Here is a 17,418-nt window from a genome sequence, read left to right as displayed (position 1 = left end):
GATATTTTCAGGTGATGGGTTCTATGAATATCCGAATCGAGCATATAAATATCCTAAATTTCTCAGCAAGATCAGAAAAAATATATCATTAAAATAATATTCCCTTAAACTACATTAAGACTATTTCTTAAGATTGTTTATTGGCTGGAAATACAATTGTGAATCATCTTTGCATTGTGAAACAAATCTACATTACAAGTTAAAAAAAATAAAAATGGAAGCAACAAAACAATTCTTTAATCAATTTTTACAGTTCATCAATACTGCTGACGAAAATCTGGCACAACAGTTAATAAATCCAGGAGCGACATTCCACGTGCCTTTCCAAGCTGACCCATTGCAGGGACCTAAAGGTTATTTGGCGATTATCGGAATGATGCGCAGCGGCTTTCCGGATATTCAGTGGAGTATCGACGAAATGATCGTTGAGGATGATAAAGTAGCGATTAGGTTTACAATGAAAGGAACTCATAAAGGAACTTTCTTTGGTGTACAGGCAACCGAAAAACCAATTGAAGTTAAGGCAATGAATTTTTACCGTTTGTCTGACGGCCAGATCACAGAGGAAGTAGGACAGCCTGATCTGCTTGGTTTACTAACTCAAATCGGAGCTGTTCCCAAAATGTGATTGCAGGTAAAGATTAAGCAATAATTAAATACGATTTTTATCAAAGGAGCTGAAGTGAGGTACTTCAGCTTTTACTTTAAAAGTTTAAAATAATATAATTTTTCACAGTTACTTAGAGCTAAGTGAAATTATATTTTACATTAACCGTAATGTTATAGATCTGACATTATAATATTGCTAGTGATTCAGCAGAGGGAGAGATTCGAACCATTTTTCTGCGAACATTTTTAAAACTTCACTTCTTCGTATATTTTAATTATTGCCATGATTAGTGTTTTTCGGTTATTGAAAAAAACAACATCAGATGAATAGAATTATTATATTTATTTAAAATTTTTATGGAATCAAATATGAATATTAGAAGAATTGAAAGGGATGATTTTGAATTTGTTTATCATTCATTATGTGATCTTGAAAATGAAATTTTAGATCGAGAAGCCTTACAGAAAATATTCTGCGAAAATATCGACAACCCTAGTTACAGTTACTTAATCGCTGAAATTAAAAATGAAAAAATTGGATTTATAACCTTGCATACTCAAAATCTTTTACATCATTGCGGGCTTGTTGGAGAAATCCAAGAGTTTTATATTACAGAGCATTTCAGAGGCAAAGGGATAGGAAGACAATTAATTCACAGAATTATGGATTTAGCCGAAGAGAATAAACTAAAAAGTATTGAAGTTGCAACAAAGAAAAAAAGGATTGAGAATATCAATATCTATGAAAATCTTGGATTTAACCTGACACATAATAAATTCACGATATATAAATAAGCTGATTTAGTTAGGGTATAATGATATTCTATTTTTTTCTTTTACCCATTTCCTGATTCTAGCTTTAGCATTGGTACAGGGGGATGAAGTATTCTATCATCCTACCAAGGGAACCTGACCTTTAGGGTGTGTATGCCAATTTGTTCTCGCACCAGGGAGTAAAGCTTACGCTTCCTGCTGAAATATTATTGTTTTTATCCTTTGCTACCAAAGGTTTTAGGCATGTATCTCCAGTAAATTATTCATTGAGCAAGTTGTTTAATATATAATCTTAATCTTAATTGAATGTGTTTAATGATGGTTTAATGCAATTAAATTATCTAGCTATAGATTGGTAAAATTAGAAATCAGTTTTGTAATTTATTAAAATATACTAAAAAGTATATTTTGATTGTTTCTAAAATATACTTTTTAGTATATTTGTAAAGTAAAATTAAAACTGATGCTAACAAAAGCAGAAAAAACGAAGTTATTTATCTTAGAAACAGCAAGCCCCCTTTACAATGAGAAAGGTATTTCTGGTGTGAGCATAGATGATGTTTTGGAAGCGACGAAATTAACAAAAGGTTGTATTTACGGGCATTTTAATGGAAAAGATGATCTATCCGAACAGGTTGTGGACTTTTCACTAAAAAAAATGTCACAAAAGCTGGCTGGTATTGTTTCCCAAGGTAAAACAGCAGAAGAAAAGATTTTTTTGTATCTCGATTTTCATAAGAATCCTATTGATACCTATATTGCTGGTGGTTGTCCTATCTTTAATACTGCCGTTGAAGCAGATGATCATTTTCCTTCCATTAAAAAAAAAGTGGCAAAAGTTTTGGAAACCGGCCTGCAAGGTATTTCAAATATTTTAAAAGAAGGTATTGTTAATGGTGAATTTTCAGATGAGCTCAATGCGGACATTTTTGCGTTTAAAATATTATCGGCCGTGGAAGGTGGTATTGTTTTAAGTAGAACTATGGATTCGCAAAAATTAATGATCGAACTTATAATAGACCTTAAGAAAGAATTAAAGCAATATAAGCTGTAATTTTTTTTGATTCAAAATATACTAAAAAGTATATTTTGGGGAATTTTAGAAATCAATTCAAAAAATAACTGATTACATAAATAAAGTATCATTAAATATTAAATAGATTCAATCAAATGAAAACAACAGGAAATACAATATTCATTAGTAGCGGAAGTGCCGGAATAGGGTTGGCTATCGCTAAAAAATTAAATGCTGTCGGAAATAAAATTATCATCAACGGACGTAATGAAGAACGTCTTCATAAAGCTTTAGCAGAACTAAAAGATGCAGTAGCAATTCAGGGTGATTTATCAATTGAAGCCGATAGGATTCGTATTGCAGAAGACTTGAAAGCGAATCATGTGGATGTTAATATTATCATCAACAATGCAGGAACAGCTTTTGGATATCTACTGAGTGAAACAACCAATGCACATGAAAAAGCATTGGTTGAAATGAACACAAACTATTTTGCAATCATCCACTTCACAGAATTAATGATTCCATACTTATTGGAAAAAGAAGAATCTGCTGTGGTGAATGTATCATCTATAGCAGTATATGGAAGTCACAAATTCTTACCAACTTATGGAGCAACTAAAGCAGCATTACATAGTTATACAACGGCTTTAAGACAAACTTATGAAGAACAGAAAAATCTCCAGATCTATGAAGTTTATCCTCCCTTGGTTAATACAGAATTTTCTGCTGAAATTGGTGGGACGGCAGGAATTCAGCCAAGTGAAGTGGCAGATGAACTGTTCATTGGATTAGAAAATAACTTATTTGATATTCCAGTAGGAGATGCAAAGACCTATGCAAACGCAATCAGTGAGGCAATGTCTAAATTAATGCATGCATAAATTTAACAATACCAATCATTTTCAATTTTTAGAATAGAGATGATGGTATATTTCATTTTTAAATTTTAAGATTATGAATTTAAGAAATAAGACAATACTGATTACGGGAGGTGCTTCTGGAATTGGTTTGGAAGCAGCAAAGAAGTTTATGACTCTCGGAAATAAGGTGATTATTACCGGACGGAATTTACTCAAGCTAGAGGAAGCAAAAAAAGAGTATCCAGAGTTAACAATCATTCAGTCGGATGCTGCAAACCCACAGAACGCAATTGCGTTATTTGAAAAAATAAAGGATCTAGGTGGTATCGACATTTTATATAATAATGCAGGTGTGGGGGTAGCTCCACTGAATTTGGGCATTTCGAGCGACAAACATTTACAAGGAGCGATTTATGAAATGGAAGTCAATTATTTTGGAGTCATACGTTTAAATAATCTTTTTATGGACATGCTAAAATCCCGAAATGAAGCTGCTATTATCAATACCACTTCAATTCTTAGTATTGTTCCTTCTGTTTTGGAAGCTACCTATTCAGCTTCAAAAACGGCGTTATCCTTTTACACCAAGTCTCTGAGATCACATTTAGAATTTATAAATAGCTCTGTGAAGGTCTTCGAATTACTTCCACCACTGGTAGATACCGATATGGTTGCAGAAAGAAAAGATAAAAAGATGTCCATCAGTCTGTTTGTTAAGGAACTTATCAAAGGTCTCGAAAAAGATACAATCACAATTCGTGTAGGTGATGCCAAATCATTATTTTTCCTTAATCGAATTGCGCCGGATAAAGCCTATCAATTGGTTAATAAGAAAAAACATTATCAATCTATCCAATAAAAATAAAATTTTTATGAAAGCATTTGTAGTTCAAAATTATGGTAAGAAAGAGGAGCTAACATTCCGTGAAGTTAGTAAACCTATACCCCGTGAAAATGAGGTCATAGTTGAAATCTATGCGGCAGGCCTAAATCAGCTGGATTCTAAAATTCTGTCCGGTGAATTCAAAATGATTTTACCCTATAAACCACCATTCATTCTCGGTCATGACCTGGCCGGTATTGTCATTGAAACAGGTTCGAGGGTAACAAAGTTCAAGATTGGAGACGAAGTTTATGCCCGTCCTTCTGATCATTACATTGGTACCTTTGCTGAATACTTAGCTGTTGAAGAGACAGATCTGGCATTGAAGCCCCGAAACCTTTCTATGGAAAAGGCGGCAGGTGTTCCCCTCGTTGCTTTAACAGCTTGGCAAGCTTTGGTAGAAATAGGGAAATTAAAAAAGGGACAAAAAGTTTTTATACAGGCAGGGTCAGGAGGAGTTGGTATTATTGCTATTCAGTTAGCTAAATATTTAGGCGCTACTGTTGCCACTACAGCTGGAAAAGCAAGTTTTCCAATGCTTGAAGAATTAGGTGCTGATGTTTTAATTGATTACAAAACGCAGGATTTTGAAACAATTTTGAAGGACTACGATTTGGTATTAAATAGTCAGGATACCAAAACCTTGAAGAAATCCTTAAATGTGGTAAAAACAGGAGGTAAGATAATTTCTATTTCAGGTCCTCCTACACCAGCATTTGCACAAGAAATTGGCGCTTCATGGATCGTTCGTTCAGTATTATCACTTCTAAGTTTCGGTGTGAGGAAAAAAGCGAAAAGGCAAGGTATTGATTACGAGTTCTTGTTCATGAAATCAAGTGGAAGACAACTTGGACAAATTACTAAACTCATTGAAGATGGAACAATTAAAATTGTAGTAGAGAAGGTTTATCCATTTTCACAAACGAATGAGGCTCTAAATCACGTGGCAAGTGGAAGAGCAAAGGGAAAGGTTGTAGTAAAAATAAAGTAACAAAGCGAACAGATAAGTTGACAATATTGTCTCGGCGTCTTTGAGGATATAAATATTGAGATTTCTGGGAATTCTTTACTTTTCACTACCAACAAAATACCCTTTGGCATATATGCTATTGATGACAGCGATGCTTACTGGATTTACGTATAAAAAGACATTCTTTCTTCCACATTGGAGCAATGCTTCACCATAACTGTCAAAAAAATCCTAGTTCGTTGGGGAAATCAAACTTTCTGAATTGAACATCTGCAATGCATTTTCACACTTTTGAAGTCTCAGAAATTGTTTTTTTAAGTTAAATTAGCACTAACAAATTAGATTATGGAACTTAAATCGGACAAAACTATAGCAATTAAAAATACGGGGAATCACACATCAGAAAACGCGATGAATTTTGTTGATAATTTTGAAATTCTCGATTTAAGTAAAGTAGATAACAATCATTTTTTTTCCTTCAATTATTCCCGAAAAACCTTCTACACAGCCACCTTATTACAAGGAAAATATAGCATTGAATTTGAAGATAAAACTATTGAGATAACTGGCAATACATTACTATTTACAACTTCCAAAATTCCGTTTGGTATTCATACATTAAGTGGAGTTTATAAAGGTATAAGCTGTATTTTTAAAGAAGATTTTATAACTAAAACTAATAGTGGTCACCGTTTGTTAGAATTTCCAATATACAAACCAGGCAGACAAAATATTTACTCACTGACCGATAATCAAGCTGAAAATTTTACAAATATTTATGCTAAAATTTTCGATGAAAAGCTCGACAACGGTAATTATAAAGAAAGTCTACAACGCAACTACCTTCTCGAACTTATTTTCAATGCCCAAAAGCTTGATCCTGTAGCGTCCTATATCAAGAAAAACAATACTACTGAAGAGATAGCTTGCTCATTTATAAGATTATTGGAATCACAGTTTCCCATAGACAATTCACAAGATGTTGTTAAATTAAAAACTGCCGGCGAATTTGCAGAACATTTATCGCTACATCCCAATTATTTAAACCGACAAGTGAAGCTTTCAAAAGGAAGAACCGTTAGTGATATCATCAACGCAAGAATCGAACAGGAAGCAAAAATTCTACTAAAACTGACCAATTGGAATATTGCAGAGATTGCAAATTCATTAGGCTTTGAAGAACCTTCCCACTTTAATACATTTTTCAAAAAGCATACGAAGATAGCTCCTACGGATTATCGAAAACTAAAAAGAGATTAGTATATTAAATACACTTTTTAACCTGGAAGTTTGATTTTGGTAAGGATTGGTTTTAATTCCGCTATATACCAGTTCTTCATTAGTGCGACCTTTGTCTTATAATTTTAAAATAATTAAAAATGACAAAAATAGCATTAGTTACAGGTGGTAACAAGGGAATTGGTTTTGAAACAGTAAGACAACTTGCTAAGCAAAATATTAAAGTTCTAATAGGTGCAAGAAATGAAACCGAAGGAAAAAATGCTGAAGAAGTCCTTCGAGGTGAATCTCTGGATGTAGAATTTATAAAGCTGGACATCAGTAATTCGCAGGACATTGAAAATGCAAAAACCTACATTGAACGTGAATATGGAAAGTTGGATATTCTCATCAATAATGCCGCAGTATTTCTTGACAGTGCGTGGTTCGGCAATAATGTGGAATCTGTACCTATGAAAACACTTCGTGACACTTTTGATATCAATTACTTCGGAACAGTCGAACTTACCCAGGCATTGTTGCCGCTAATTAAAAAAAGTGACGCGGGTCGTATCGTAAATATCAGCAGTGTATCTGGTTCATTTGGAGCTCATCTCGATGAAAATCATTGGCTTTATCAATTAAAACCTTATGCGTACAGTGCTTCTAAAACGGCATTGAACCAATTTACCGTTTTCCTTGCAAATGCACTTAAGGAAACCAATATTAAAGTAAACGCTGCAAGTCCAGGATGGGTACAAACTTCTATCGGTTCAGATGAAGCGCCATTGACACCTGCACAAGGTGCCGAGACTGGGGTTGCTTTAGCCTTGATTGATGAAAAAGGGACAACAGGCACTTTCTCTCAAGCAGGCGAAAGTTTACCTTGGTAATCTGCTAACATTAAACTTAACATATGAAACTGTTTCGATTGAAAGAATTGCACTTTCATCTCAACTTCTTGTTGAGCAGGGTGGCGAGGTAGTAGTAATGAGCGAAAATGACAGTGATACTGTTCAAGGAATAAAGCACCAGTTCTTTGTCATTTGGAAATTCCCAACTGATGAATTGGCAAAAGCTTTCGAAACTTTGGGATTAGATGGGGATGGTATGAATACTTTGATCAGTTTAATCTTAAGAGGGGTAATGTTAATATAACTGAGAAATTGGTTAATTTGTAAACTAACCTTGATTGCGGAAAAGTCTTGTAACGGATTAATCTCTACAAGACTTTACTGTTATCATTTAAAAAATATAGAAAGATAACTTATGGCTCAAAGTTGCTTCCAGTCCTCGAGACAAATTATAAAAATTAATTTCAAAGAGAAAATTTCAAATTATCTTAAACAAGATACTAACGGATGGCTGGGTCTTAATTATGCAAACGGAATAGTAATGCCCAAATACTTTATCAAAATAAAAATCTTAAGTTTTTAGAAAAAATATTTTTCAATGACTCTACAATTAGTGTTGAGTTATCTGCATTTCTACAACAAGGATTGTAAAATCAAAAAACGATCATAATAAATTTTAAAGCCGTGGTAGAAATAAATTTATGAAAGTTATAAATAAGATTGATACAATGTGAAAATTTGACAGTTATCTGCTATTTTTATAAAACCTAAAACATTTAAAGTGTATAGACAATTAGAAAAATATTTTAAATCAAGAACTGAAATTGACGATAAGACACTTTCTTATATCTTTTCATATTTCAAATTTAAAAAGACCAAAAGAAACGAGTTTCTGTTGGAAGAAGGCGAAATCTGTAAACATTTCTATTTTGTAAACAAAGGTTGCATACGACTTTTTAGCGTTAATAAAGAAGGAGAGGAAGCCACAAGATATTTTCATTTTGAAGATGCTTTTGGAACTGCGCTGTCAAGCTTAATCAATCAAAAACCTTCATTCGAATTTATGCAGACTATCGAACCTTCGGAATTGTTAGTCATAAATCGTGACGACTACTTTCATTTGGTCAAGACGGTTCCACAGTTTGGCTTTATTTACAGACAAATTCTAGAATTAGCCTATATAAAATCCCAAGAACGTATTTATTGTTTTCAAGGTTTAGAAGCAATAGAAAAAGTTCGTTGGGTTTTGACAGATCAAACAAAATTGTTGACAAGACTATCAAACAAAATGGTTGCATCTTACTTAGGGCTTACCCCTCAAACATTAAGTAGATTAAAATCAAAGATTTGAAAATGTGAACATAGGACAATGTTTACAAAATATACTCTTATCATCTTTGTATTTCACTAAACAATTAAAAGTTCAATTATGATTTTAGTAACAACGCCAACAGGTAATACAGGTTCAATGATTCTGCAACAATTGGTAGAGGGGGAACAAGAGGTTAGAATTTTTGTTAGAGATCCTAAAAAAATATCAGCTGACATTTTAGAAAAAGTAGAAGTTGCCACAGGTTCTTTGCTAAATGAATATGAATTCACAAAAGCATTGCAAGGTTGTGATACCCTCTATTTTTGTGTGCCCCAGAGTAATACCCAAGAAGATGTAAATATTTATTATGAAAGCTTTGCAAAAGTGGCTTCACAAGCAATTAAAAATGCAGGTACAAAAAGAGTTGTTTATTTATCAGGCGGCGGTAAAGAAAGTAATTTGCAGGCAGGTCTTATAACAGCGTTACACAAAGGCGAAGATATAGTCAGCCAATCCGGAGCATCAGTAAGAGCATTACGTTGCCCGGTATTTTTTGAAACCCTTTTGTATCAGATTGCTTCTCTAAAAAAATCAGGAACGTTTTTCTTACCTATTGACGGAAATTACAAATCATCGCAAATAGCAGTAAAAGACATTGCATCAAAAGCAGTAGAATTTTTAATAGACAAAACCTGGGCAGGCGTTGAAGGATTTACGGTTCACGGTCCGGCAGATATAAGCTACAATGAGATTGCTCTACAAATGAGTGAATTAACGGAAAAGCCTATTCGTTTTCAACAAGTTTCAAAAGAGGACTATATAGAAGCACTATTGGTAGAACATCATACGAGTGAAGCTTTTGCAATCTCTTTAACAGAAATGTTGACAGCAATTGGCAATGGCCTTTATGACACGGAACCGAGAACAGAAGAAAGCACAACAAGTACAACCATTAGAGAGTGGTTAAAAGAAAATTTAGTTGGTAAAATCAAATAAAGCTAAGCACAGAAACAAGTGAAATGGCATTACTTACTTGGCTTTGGATTTTTATAATCGCTATCATTTTAGTTCCTGTTATGGGAATATTGTTGGATTTTTGTAAACATACAAAATAAAAAGAACCTCCAGAAAATAAAATGGAATTTTAACAAGGGTTTTGCAATATTGGGAGAAGAAATTTTAAATTTGAACGAATGGTTCTTGAATGTCTCAATATTGCACCCCAAAAAACATTACTAATAGAATATCTAAATCTCAAAAAACGATAAAAATCGCTTTCAAAAAATGGTTTGCCATTCTAAAAAACGGCTAAATTTTTAGCCGTTTTTTATCCAGTAATTTTCAATGACTTTATCAATTCATCAGCTATTTCTAAATGATAACTCAACACAATAGGGCTTCCGTTAAATTTTCCTGAAGCTTCTGCTTTCAAAACGCTTCCCGTTTCTGTTTCTTCAAAGCTTACGGGCTGCATTGTAGCATGGTATCGCTCGTTGGCATCCGCAATCCAATGTTCTATTTCTTTTCGTCCTTTGTACGTTTTACCTTCATCATAAACTACGGCTGTTTCGGAAAAACAATTTGCATAAGCAACGCTATCAAAGTTGTTTTGTGTTTTTACTAAATCTGATACTACTTTCGGTAAGTTCATTATTATTTATTTTTGAGGTTATTAAATCGTGGGTATAGTTCCACCGTCAATGACAAAATTTGTTCCTGTTAAATAATGGGCTCTTGGTGAAACAAGAAAACCAACTAATTCAGCTACTTCTTCCGGTTCGGCAGGTCTGCCATAGGGTATTCCACCAAGCGCATCCACAACACCTTGTTGAGCCTCCTCAATGGAAATATTAGAGTTTTGGGCAATCGTTTCCAGCCATACTTTGGTGTTTTCTGTCCTAATCCATCCTGGTGAAACAGTAAGTACACGAACACCTTTTGGCGTAACTTCATTTGATAAACTTTTACTGTAATTGATTAATCCTGCTTTTGCAGCTGCATAAGGCAAAGTAGAATCATACAAAGGGAGCTTACCCTGTATTGATGCAATGTGAATAATAACACCGTTTTTTCGATCGATCATTTGGGGTAAAAATCCCTTGTCAAGCCTTACAGGAGCAAGTAAATTTGCTTGTAGGGTTGAAATCCAATCCTCATCATTCAATGCTGAAAAGCCACCGGCAGGCGTTGATGATGCACCAAGGTTATTTACCAGGATATCCAGCCTCCCATAGGTTGATAGTACTTCGCTGACTACTTTTTGCGCGCCTTCTGACTTACTTAAATCGGAGGGAATGAAATGCAACTTGCTGCTTTCTTTGTCCGGTGCGTTTCTTGCAGTAACAACAACTGTTGCACCAGCTTGTAAAAGCCTTTCTGCAATTGCTTTTCCGGCTCCTTTCGTACCTCCTGTTACTAAGGCAATCTTACCTGATAACTCATTGTTGAAATTAAATTGTTCCATTTTTAGAATTGTTTATAGGACAAAATTGGGGTATAAAAACAGTTTGCACAAGTACGGAATTACGATTCATATAGGGATAAATTATTCCCCTATTGTACAAATTCGAACATACGTTTAAATTTACAATATGTATGAGAGAAAAATAATACCGAACCTGAACTGCGGTCTTGATCTGATAGGTGAAGTCCTTTACGGCAAATGGAAAATACGTCTGCTTTGGTTTATTGATCAAGGGCATAAAAGACCTATTGAATTGCAACGTAAGATACCGGATGCCACAAGAAGGGTTTTAAATATTCAGTTAAAAGAATTGGAAGATCACGAATTGATTACAAAGAAAATTTATCCGGTTGTACCTCCAAAAGTAGAATATAGTTTAACAGAATTTGGTAAAAGTTTGATTCCTGTGATTGGTGTTTTAGGCCAATGGGCGGATCAGCATGAGGATCGGTTAAGAATGTTGATTATAAAAAGAATTCAGGGATCATCTGATATAGAAAATTTCAGCTAGGTTAATCTCAAAAAACGATCAGAGGGATATCGAAATAATATAATGAATTTTAAATCAGCGGCAGAATTAGCTTTACGAAAGTATATAAATCAGATTGACCCAATACGTAAATTTGAAGTTATTGGCAATTATAAAACGAACCGCAAAATGAAATGACAAAGACGGATCGTTTATCGATTCAAGGATTGTCCTTCAGTTTTAAATGAATAAAAAAATATTAGTTATCTCACATCAATGCCGGGTTTCAGTTCTAAAACTATCTTTGAATAGCATAAAACAAAATTATAATCAGCCAATACAAACTGTTAAAAAACTTGAAAACATAAATATTATGAAAAATACCCAAAGAAATACCATTAGCAAATCATTATTAATCGCAGGATTAGCATTTTCAACCCTAACATTTGCACAAACGAATACAACTAGGGCTAATGTGTCTGCAAAAACCACAGCCATTGGAACATCCAAAAATTGGGGCTCAGTTGACGGAATTTCAATGATAGGATTGGTTCAGGGGCCATCTTCCGCCAATGCTCAGCTTCAGGTTGCCTGTGTTTTCGAATATACAGATAACGACATCTACAGTGCTCAGGCTTTGCCAGCAAACTTAAATGGTTTGGTACATTTGGATGAAGCTCTGAAAGGCGAATTCACGAAAATAAGACAATCAGGTCAGTTTAAAGGACATGCTTTGGAAACATTATTGATTACGCCTCCTGTAGGTTCTATGTCAGCGAAAAAACTATTGTTAATTGGTTTGGGAGATCGTAACAATTTCACTCCGGAATTGATGACTTCAGTAGCACAGGTTGCGACAAGGGAAGCTTTGAGATTAGATGTGACCAACTTTGCCTTTGCCAGTGACTTAAAAGATGCAGGAATTGATTCTCCAACAGCTCTGGTAGCCGGAAACGTGGTTAAAGGTATTGTTTTGGCCAATCGTTCGGAGATCTATTTAAGAGAGCATAACCTTTCCAAAACAAAAAAACTGGAAAAAGTATATCTGTTGGCAGGTCCATCTTTCTTTGAAGTTGCAGGTGGTGGGATTAAGGATGCGATTGAGCTAATAAAGAAATAACATTAAAAAAATCAATGAAAAAATGGATTGTTAATTGGTTGTCAATTTAAAATATAAAAAATGGTGTCCTTATCTTTAAGTGACGCCATTTTTATATGCATTTTCTATTAGGGTGAAGACTGAACACAAGTTGGGAAAGTCCTGCAGTTATGATTCTTTGCAAAGAGGTTTTAGCAGATTAGGATATGAATTTTTGCGACTTCAAAAATGTGATAATGCTTACAAATATTCAGTTCAGCAACATTGTTTTTCTCTAAAAGTTAGTAAGTTTATGACAGTTGTGGTGAAACACCACTCCAATATAGGAAACAAATGCTCCTTACCTCATTTATTATATCAATATCTGTAAACTTTACATATCTACATCTTGACTTGAAGATGAATATTATAAAATTTCATTTTTTTTTTGCGAGTTTTTTTTGAGCTAATGAATAAAATTTTAGCAAAGTAAATAGTTATTTCATCTTTTTGTGATTAACATCTTAATGAAATTTATGATAAGATCCTTTTATTTTCCCCGCTATATAAAGTATTGTGACTATTTATTAATTATTTTATTTATGATATGAGTTTTTTGTGTTAATTTTTAATAAAATATTGTTTTATATTTAATAATTTACATATTTTTATAATAAACTAATAATTGTTATTAATGAAAATTCGAATTTTCACAATCTCATGCTTACGTGTATTTTTTAGTATGCCTCCCAAGAAATTGGTGCGGTATAAGGACGTTAATTCCTCTATCCAGAATTTTCTAAGTCTGGTAATTACAACAATCCAATTAAGATTAAATTTCACATATCTGTCTAACATTCCTGCGCACGATTGGAGTCGGGCATCGATGGTAAAAAAAATAAATTATGAATCACCCTTAAATATTTAAATTATGAGAACAAACAAAATGTGGTTACTTCTGGTTTTTCTGCTAACCATTCTTTCCAACTGCTCCAGGATGGAAGAAAAAACTTTACCAGAAGAATCTGAAAGAAACCTAAGAGCCAATGCATCTGCATTGGCAGTGACACCATCCCTGCATGTCGGTGGCAGGAACCTCAAGGATCCCTGCGGCAATAATGTTGTCTTACATGGGGTTGCCATAACACCCAGTCCCTGGTTCAATGGCTGTCAATATGGCGCCAATTCTGGTTACTGTACCTGGGACAATTACAATGTACAAGGAGCTTTGAATTATAACAAAGCAGTCATTGACAAGCTCAGCAGCACCGCTGATGGCTGGTATCTCAATTATATTCGCCTCCATATCGATCCTTATTGGACCAATGATCCCGGCCCATCTATCCCAGAGAACGATATCTCAAGATTCAATTATAACCGCTTGGTAACTTATACGAATCAGGTGATTATCCCACTGATCGACCATGCCCGGAGCCGAGGAATGTATGTCATCCTACGCCCACCGGGTGTATGTCCAAATCGCATTGCTGTAAACGATGCCTATCATAGTTACCTTAAAACCGTATGGACATTTTTGTCGCAACATCCGGGCTTAAAAAATGCTGACAATGTGATGTTTGAGTTGGCCAATGAACCTGTTGAAATCCTTGGCACAAATGGGGTATGGGGTACCACAGGAAACGAACATTTTGCGGCGCTTAAAAATTTCTTCCAGCCATTGGTCAATATCATTCGTAACAATGGTGCAAATAATGTCTGCTGGATACCAGGCACGGGATGGCAATCGCATTACCAAGGTTACGTCACCAATCCAATCACAGGCGGTAATATTGGCTATGCCGTTCATATCTACCCAGGTTACTGGGGTGGTGTCAACAATTATCAGTCCTTTCAAAATGGCTGGAATACCAATGTTAAACCGATTGCAGACATTGCTCCGATCGCCATTACCGAAACCGACTGGGCGCCTCAGGGATATGGTACATTCGGTATTGGCACAACCGGTACGGCAGGCGGAAACGGATTTGGTGCGAATCTAAAATATATCGCGGATCAATCAGGCAATGTGAGTTGGAACCTCCTTGCCCCGGATGACCTGCTCCACAAGGGCGACCCTAATGCTGGAACGGCCTTTAGTAACAATTGGGAAGCCTGCGCTGCCCCAAGCAAACAGTGGTTTCAACAATATGCGGCCTCCAACTATCCTGTTGCAAATTGCAATGCAAGTAGTCTGGTTAATAATGGTATTTACGAGATCGAGTTTCAGACCGACGCCAATAAAGTACTTGATCTAAAATCAGGAGAGGATACCAATGGCGCAGTGTTAAGACCATGGACGAGGAATGGTGCTGCAGCGCAGCAGTGGATAGCCATTGATGCTGGCAATGGCTACTGGCGCTTTGTGTCTAAAGCCAGCGCAACAAATCGCTGTATTGATCTAGCCAGTAATAGCAATACACTGGGAACTTCAATCCGGCTCTGGCAGAACTATGGTAATGATGCGCAGGCCTGGCAGGTAGTGGCTGTAGCTAATGGCTACTACAAAATTCTATCAAAGGTGGATGCTACTCGTGGCTGGGATGTGCCCGACTGTACCATGGATGGGAATTCGAACTTGCGACTTTGGGATTATTATGGTACATCCTGTCAATTGTTCAAGTTCAAATTCATAGCGATGAACTAGGCCTTTGAAGAATATTGCTTAAATAGTACTGTTCGTACTTGATCTATTTTTGAAAAATACCAATCTGGTAAGTATTATTAAAGTAAATAAAAATGGCGTCACTTGTCTTAAGTGGCGCCATTGGGTTGTTTGTAACCAAGACGTAATTATCTTCAAGCACTTTGATAGATGATTTGCCCAATATTTTCATTAGTTTCCAGGTTTTTTATTAGCTTCCTGTTGTTTGGAAAGCTTTACTTGAGAATTTATAAAAACTATGTTATTGTCTTTCCGAGCCTTTCTGTTTAGAAGGGCTTCTTTTTTATAAAAAATCCCCGGCTGTGGCCGGGGATCAAACTATAACCATGAGACTCAATCAAAAATGAGTTTTATTTTTTCCTGAAGGCTTTTCAGGCATATCCGTCCGCTGAGTAAGGATTGTTTTAATAAGTGATAATTGGAGGATTAGGTTTTTCTATGGATTGATAATGGGTGGGTAACAGTAAATAACATTGCGTTATTCCTTAATTCTTGTCATTCATCTTCCCAATAGTTACTCGTTTTTTTTGGTTTCCCCTTAATCCAATTACTGTTTTGATTACTCATATTTAATCCAATTCTTTTTGTAAATCTTTAATTTTACAAATATCTAATCTTTCCTAAAATAGTTCCAAAAATAAACAGTTTTATTGTTAATTCAATTTACTAAATGAGCGTAAATATAAAAAAAATAGAGTAATTACAAGAGTACAACTTCCCATTTTCTCAATATAGGAAACAAAAAGAATATTTAATGAAACACACTTGAGGACTTACTCTAAAGCATCAGTGTATTGAAAACACTTCACATTGTTTGTATTGATGAAACTGTGACCATTTAATTTTAAATGTCTAAGTTATTGAGAGGGCTTTTGATCAATAGCCATACTATTGCTTGTGATTCGAATGAAAAATAATATTGAATAGGTACAAGACCAGGCTAATGTTAGAAAGACTTACTCTTAATCATATTATTAATTATGAACTTTCTTAAGCTTATCAACTAAAAATGTTTAGAAAATCATTTACAATATAAAAATCATTGACGAGACTTTTCTCATACATTATGTGGTGTATTTTAGTCTAAAAAACAATTAATTTTTTAAGTTGAATTTCCTTTTTTTATAATTATACGGAGTCTTGTATGCAGAAATGGTAAAATAAAATCGTTTTTATTGTCACTTTTTAGTATTTAAAAGTGTTGATTTTACACTTTTTTTAAAAAAAATAATCTGCCCTTTTCCAAAACTCTTATCATAATAAAAACTAAAAAAATAACCTAAGAATTTTTGTAATAGCAATTTATAATTATTTGTTTTTGTATGCTTTGGAATCTTAATAGGTGTAAATTTAATGATAACCTTATCATATTTTTTACGGTATTCTTATCATTAAAAATCGATATGTAATATGTTGATAAGCAATGCTTAGTGCAATTTTTATTTTTTTTATTCGACTGAATTTTTATATTTGTGATGTTACGTAAATGTTAACAATTAATGAGCCCAAACTTTATTCATACTTATGTTTCTGTTGATTGTGTTGTTTTCGGATTCGATTACGATAACCGACTCAACATTTTATTGGTTCAACGCCATATTGCTGAACTTCCTTTGGAAAGACAGAAAAAATTACCAGGGAGCCTGATATTTAGTGATGAAGATGTTGATGATGCAGCACAAAGAGTTCTACATGAATTAACAGGGATTAAAAAAATGGTACTTAAGCAGTTCAAATGCTTTGCAGATCCTTTACGTGCGAGCAGTAAGGATGATATAAGTTGGATGAACAAAGAATATAAATATGACATAGACAGGATAATCACCGTAGCATATTTATCTCTTTGCAAAATAGATCATAAAATAAACAGCACAAAATATAGTACAGTAGACTGGCATCCAATAGATGAGGTACCATCGCTGCCGTTTGATCATAATAAAATTATCAGCGAATCATTGATAGAAATCAGAAAATGGATAGAATCCGACTTTTCTATTATTTTTGAATTGCTGCCCAAGAAATTTACGATAAGACAGCTCTATCAACTGTATAGTGCTTTAAGTGAAAAACAGATTGATATTAAGAATTTTCATAAAAAGATTTCATCCTTCAGTTATATCATACCTCTTGAAGAGATAGAGACCAATGTTTCCCATCGGGCGGCAAGATATTACAGGTTTGATGCTAAAGTGTACAAGAAAAATAACAGTAGACTAATAAAATAATACCAATACCTTTTTTTGAATT

Annotated in this window: 17 protein-coding genes; 15 read left to right on the top strand and 2 right to left on the bottom strand. The window is 34.4% G+C overall.

Features of this window, described 5'->3' with window-relative positions:
* The first annotated feature begins 214 nt into the window (after window positions 1-214).
* From AC3WRL_RS18620 to AC3WRL_RS18570, 11 genes are all read left to right on the top strand, one after another.
* A complete protein-coding gene (locus AC3WRL_RS18620) occupies window positions 215-628 on the top strand; it encodes an ester cyclase (RefSeq protein ID WP_492330966.1) in 414 nt (137 codons plus the stop codon).
* A gap of 338 nt (window positions 629-966) precedes the next feature.
* On the top strand, window positions 967-1,404 hold the full coding sequence (locus AC3WRL_RS18615) for a GNAT family N-acetyltransferase (RefSeq protein WP_492330965.1): 438 nt from the start codon (window positions 967-969) through the stop codon (window positions 1,402-1,404).
* 442 nt (window positions 1,405-1,846) lie between these two features.
* The gene (locus AC3WRL_RS18610) at window positions 1,847-2,437 is read left to right on the top strand and encodes a TetR/AcrR family transcriptional regulator (protein WP_214826026.1); all 591 of its coding nucleotides are present in this window, start codon (window positions 1,847-1,849) and stop codon (window positions 2,435-2,437) included.
* A gap of 116 nt (window positions 2,438-2,553) precedes the next feature.
* Window positions 2,554-3,282 carry an SDR family NAD(P)-dependent oxidoreductase gene (locus AC3WRL_RS18605; protein WP_492330964.1) on the top strand — a complete coding sequence of 243 codons (729 nt, stop codon included), beginning with the start codon at window positions 2,554-2,556 and terminating at the stop codon, window positions 3,280-3,282.
* Between the two features lie 73 nt (window positions 3,283-3,355).
* Window positions 3,356-4,120 (top strand): SDR family oxidoreductase, encoded by a 765-nt coding sequence (locus AC3WRL_RS18600; protein WP_214826024.1) that lies wholly within the window; start codon window positions 3,356-3,358, stop codon window positions 4,118-4,120.
* Window positions 4,121-4,133: 13 nt separating this feature from the next.
* The gene (locus AC3WRL_RS18595) at window positions 4,134-5,135 is read left to right on the top strand and encodes an NADP-dependent oxidoreductase (RefSeq protein ID WP_492330963.1); all 1,002 of its coding nucleotides are present in this window, start codon (window positions 4,134-4,136) and stop codon (window positions 5,133-5,135) included.
* Between the two features lie 324 nt (window positions 5,136-5,459).
* The gene (locus AC3WRL_RS18590) at window positions 5,460-6,374 is read left to right on the top strand and encodes an AraC family transcriptional regulator (protein ID WP_214826022.1); all 915 of its coding nucleotides are present in this window, start codon (window positions 5,460-5,462) and stop codon (window positions 6,372-6,374) included.
* A gap of 119 nt (window positions 6,375-6,493) precedes the next feature.
* The gene (locus AC3WRL_RS18585) at window positions 6,494-7,225 is read left to right on the top strand and encodes an SDR family oxidoreductase (RefSeq protein WP_214826021.1); all 732 of its coding nucleotides are present in this window, start codon (window positions 6,494-6,496) and stop codon (window positions 7,223-7,225) included.
* On the top strand, window positions 7,170-7,490 hold the full coding sequence (locus tag AC3WRL_RS18580) for a DUF6616 family protein (protein WP_261511823.1): 321 nt from the start codon (window positions 7,170-7,172) through the stop codon (window positions 7,488-7,490). The genes AC3WRL_RS18585 and AC3WRL_RS18580 overlap by 56 nt, the downstream gene beginning before the upstream one ends.
* A 477-nt stretch (window positions 7,491-7,967) precedes the next feature.
* The gene (locus AC3WRL_RS18575; protein ID WP_492330962.1) at window positions 7,968-8,537 is read left to right on the top strand and encodes a Crp/Fnr family transcriptional regulator; all 570 of its coding nucleotides are present in this window, start codon (window positions 7,968-7,970) and stop codon (window positions 8,535-8,537) included.
* 78 nt (window positions 8,538-8,615) lie between these two features.
* A complete protein-coding gene (locus tag AC3WRL_RS18570; RefSeq protein WP_492330961.1) occupies window positions 8,616-9,494 on the top strand; it encodes an NAD(P)H-binding protein in 879 nt (292 codons plus the stop codon).
* A 331-nt stretch (window positions 9,495-9,825) separates the two neighbouring features.
* On the opposite strand, the gene AC3WRL_RS18565 is transcribed toward AC3WRL_RS18570, so the two are convergent.
* Complete coding sequence (locus tag AC3WRL_RS18565) at window positions 9,826-10,149, bottom strand: nuclear transport factor 2 family protein (RefSeq protein WP_492330960.1); 324 nt, start codon at window positions 10,147-10,149, stop codon at window positions 9,826-9,828.
* A 21-nt stretch (window positions 10,150-10,170) separates the two neighbouring features.
* On the bottom strand, window positions 10,171-10,962 hold the full coding sequence (locus tag AC3WRL_RS18560) for an SDR family oxidoreductase (protein ID WP_261511826.1): 792 nt from the start codon (window positions 10,960-10,962) through the stop codon (window positions 10,171-10,173).
* A 127-nt stretch (window positions 10,963-11,089) separates the two neighbouring features.
* Here AC3WRL_RS18560 and AC3WRL_RS18555 point away from each other — a divergent pair, with 127 nt between their 5' ends.
* The 4 genes from AC3WRL_RS18555 (at window position 11,090) to AC3WRL_RS18540 (ending at window position 17,396) form a co-directional block, all read left to right on the top strand.
* On the top strand, window positions 11,090-11,473 hold the full coding sequence (locus AC3WRL_RS18555) for a winged helix-turn-helix transcriptional regulator (protein ID WP_492330959.1): 384 nt from the start codon (window positions 11,090-11,092) through the stop codon (window positions 11,471-11,473).
* Window positions 11,474-11,804: 331 nt separating this feature from the next.
* Window positions 11,805-12,551, top strand: coding sequence for a M17 family peptidase N-terminal domain-containing protein (locus tag AC3WRL_RS18550; RefSeq protein WP_492330958.1), 747 nt, complete (start codon window positions 11,805-11,807; stop codon window positions 12,549-12,551).
* 889 nt (window positions 12,552-13,440) lie between these two features.
* Entirely contained in the window at window positions 13,441-15,153 is a 1,713-nt protein-coding gene (locus AC3WRL_RS18545) for an RICIN domain-containing protein (protein ID WP_492330957.1), read from the top strand.
* A 1,517-nt stretch (window positions 15,154-16,670) separates the two neighbouring features.
* A complete protein-coding gene (locus AC3WRL_RS18540) occupies window positions 16,671-17,396 on the top strand; it encodes an NUDIX hydrolase (RefSeq protein ID WP_214826007.1) in 726 nt (241 codons plus the stop codon).
* The last annotated feature ends 22 nt before the right edge of the window (window positions 17,397-17,418 follow it).

The sequence above is a fragment of the Chryseobacterium sp. FW101-FHT12H09 genome (assembly GCF_058790395.1).
Note: the sequence above shows the minus strand (reverse complement) of the source record. Positions and strands in the feature narration are given on the sequence as shown.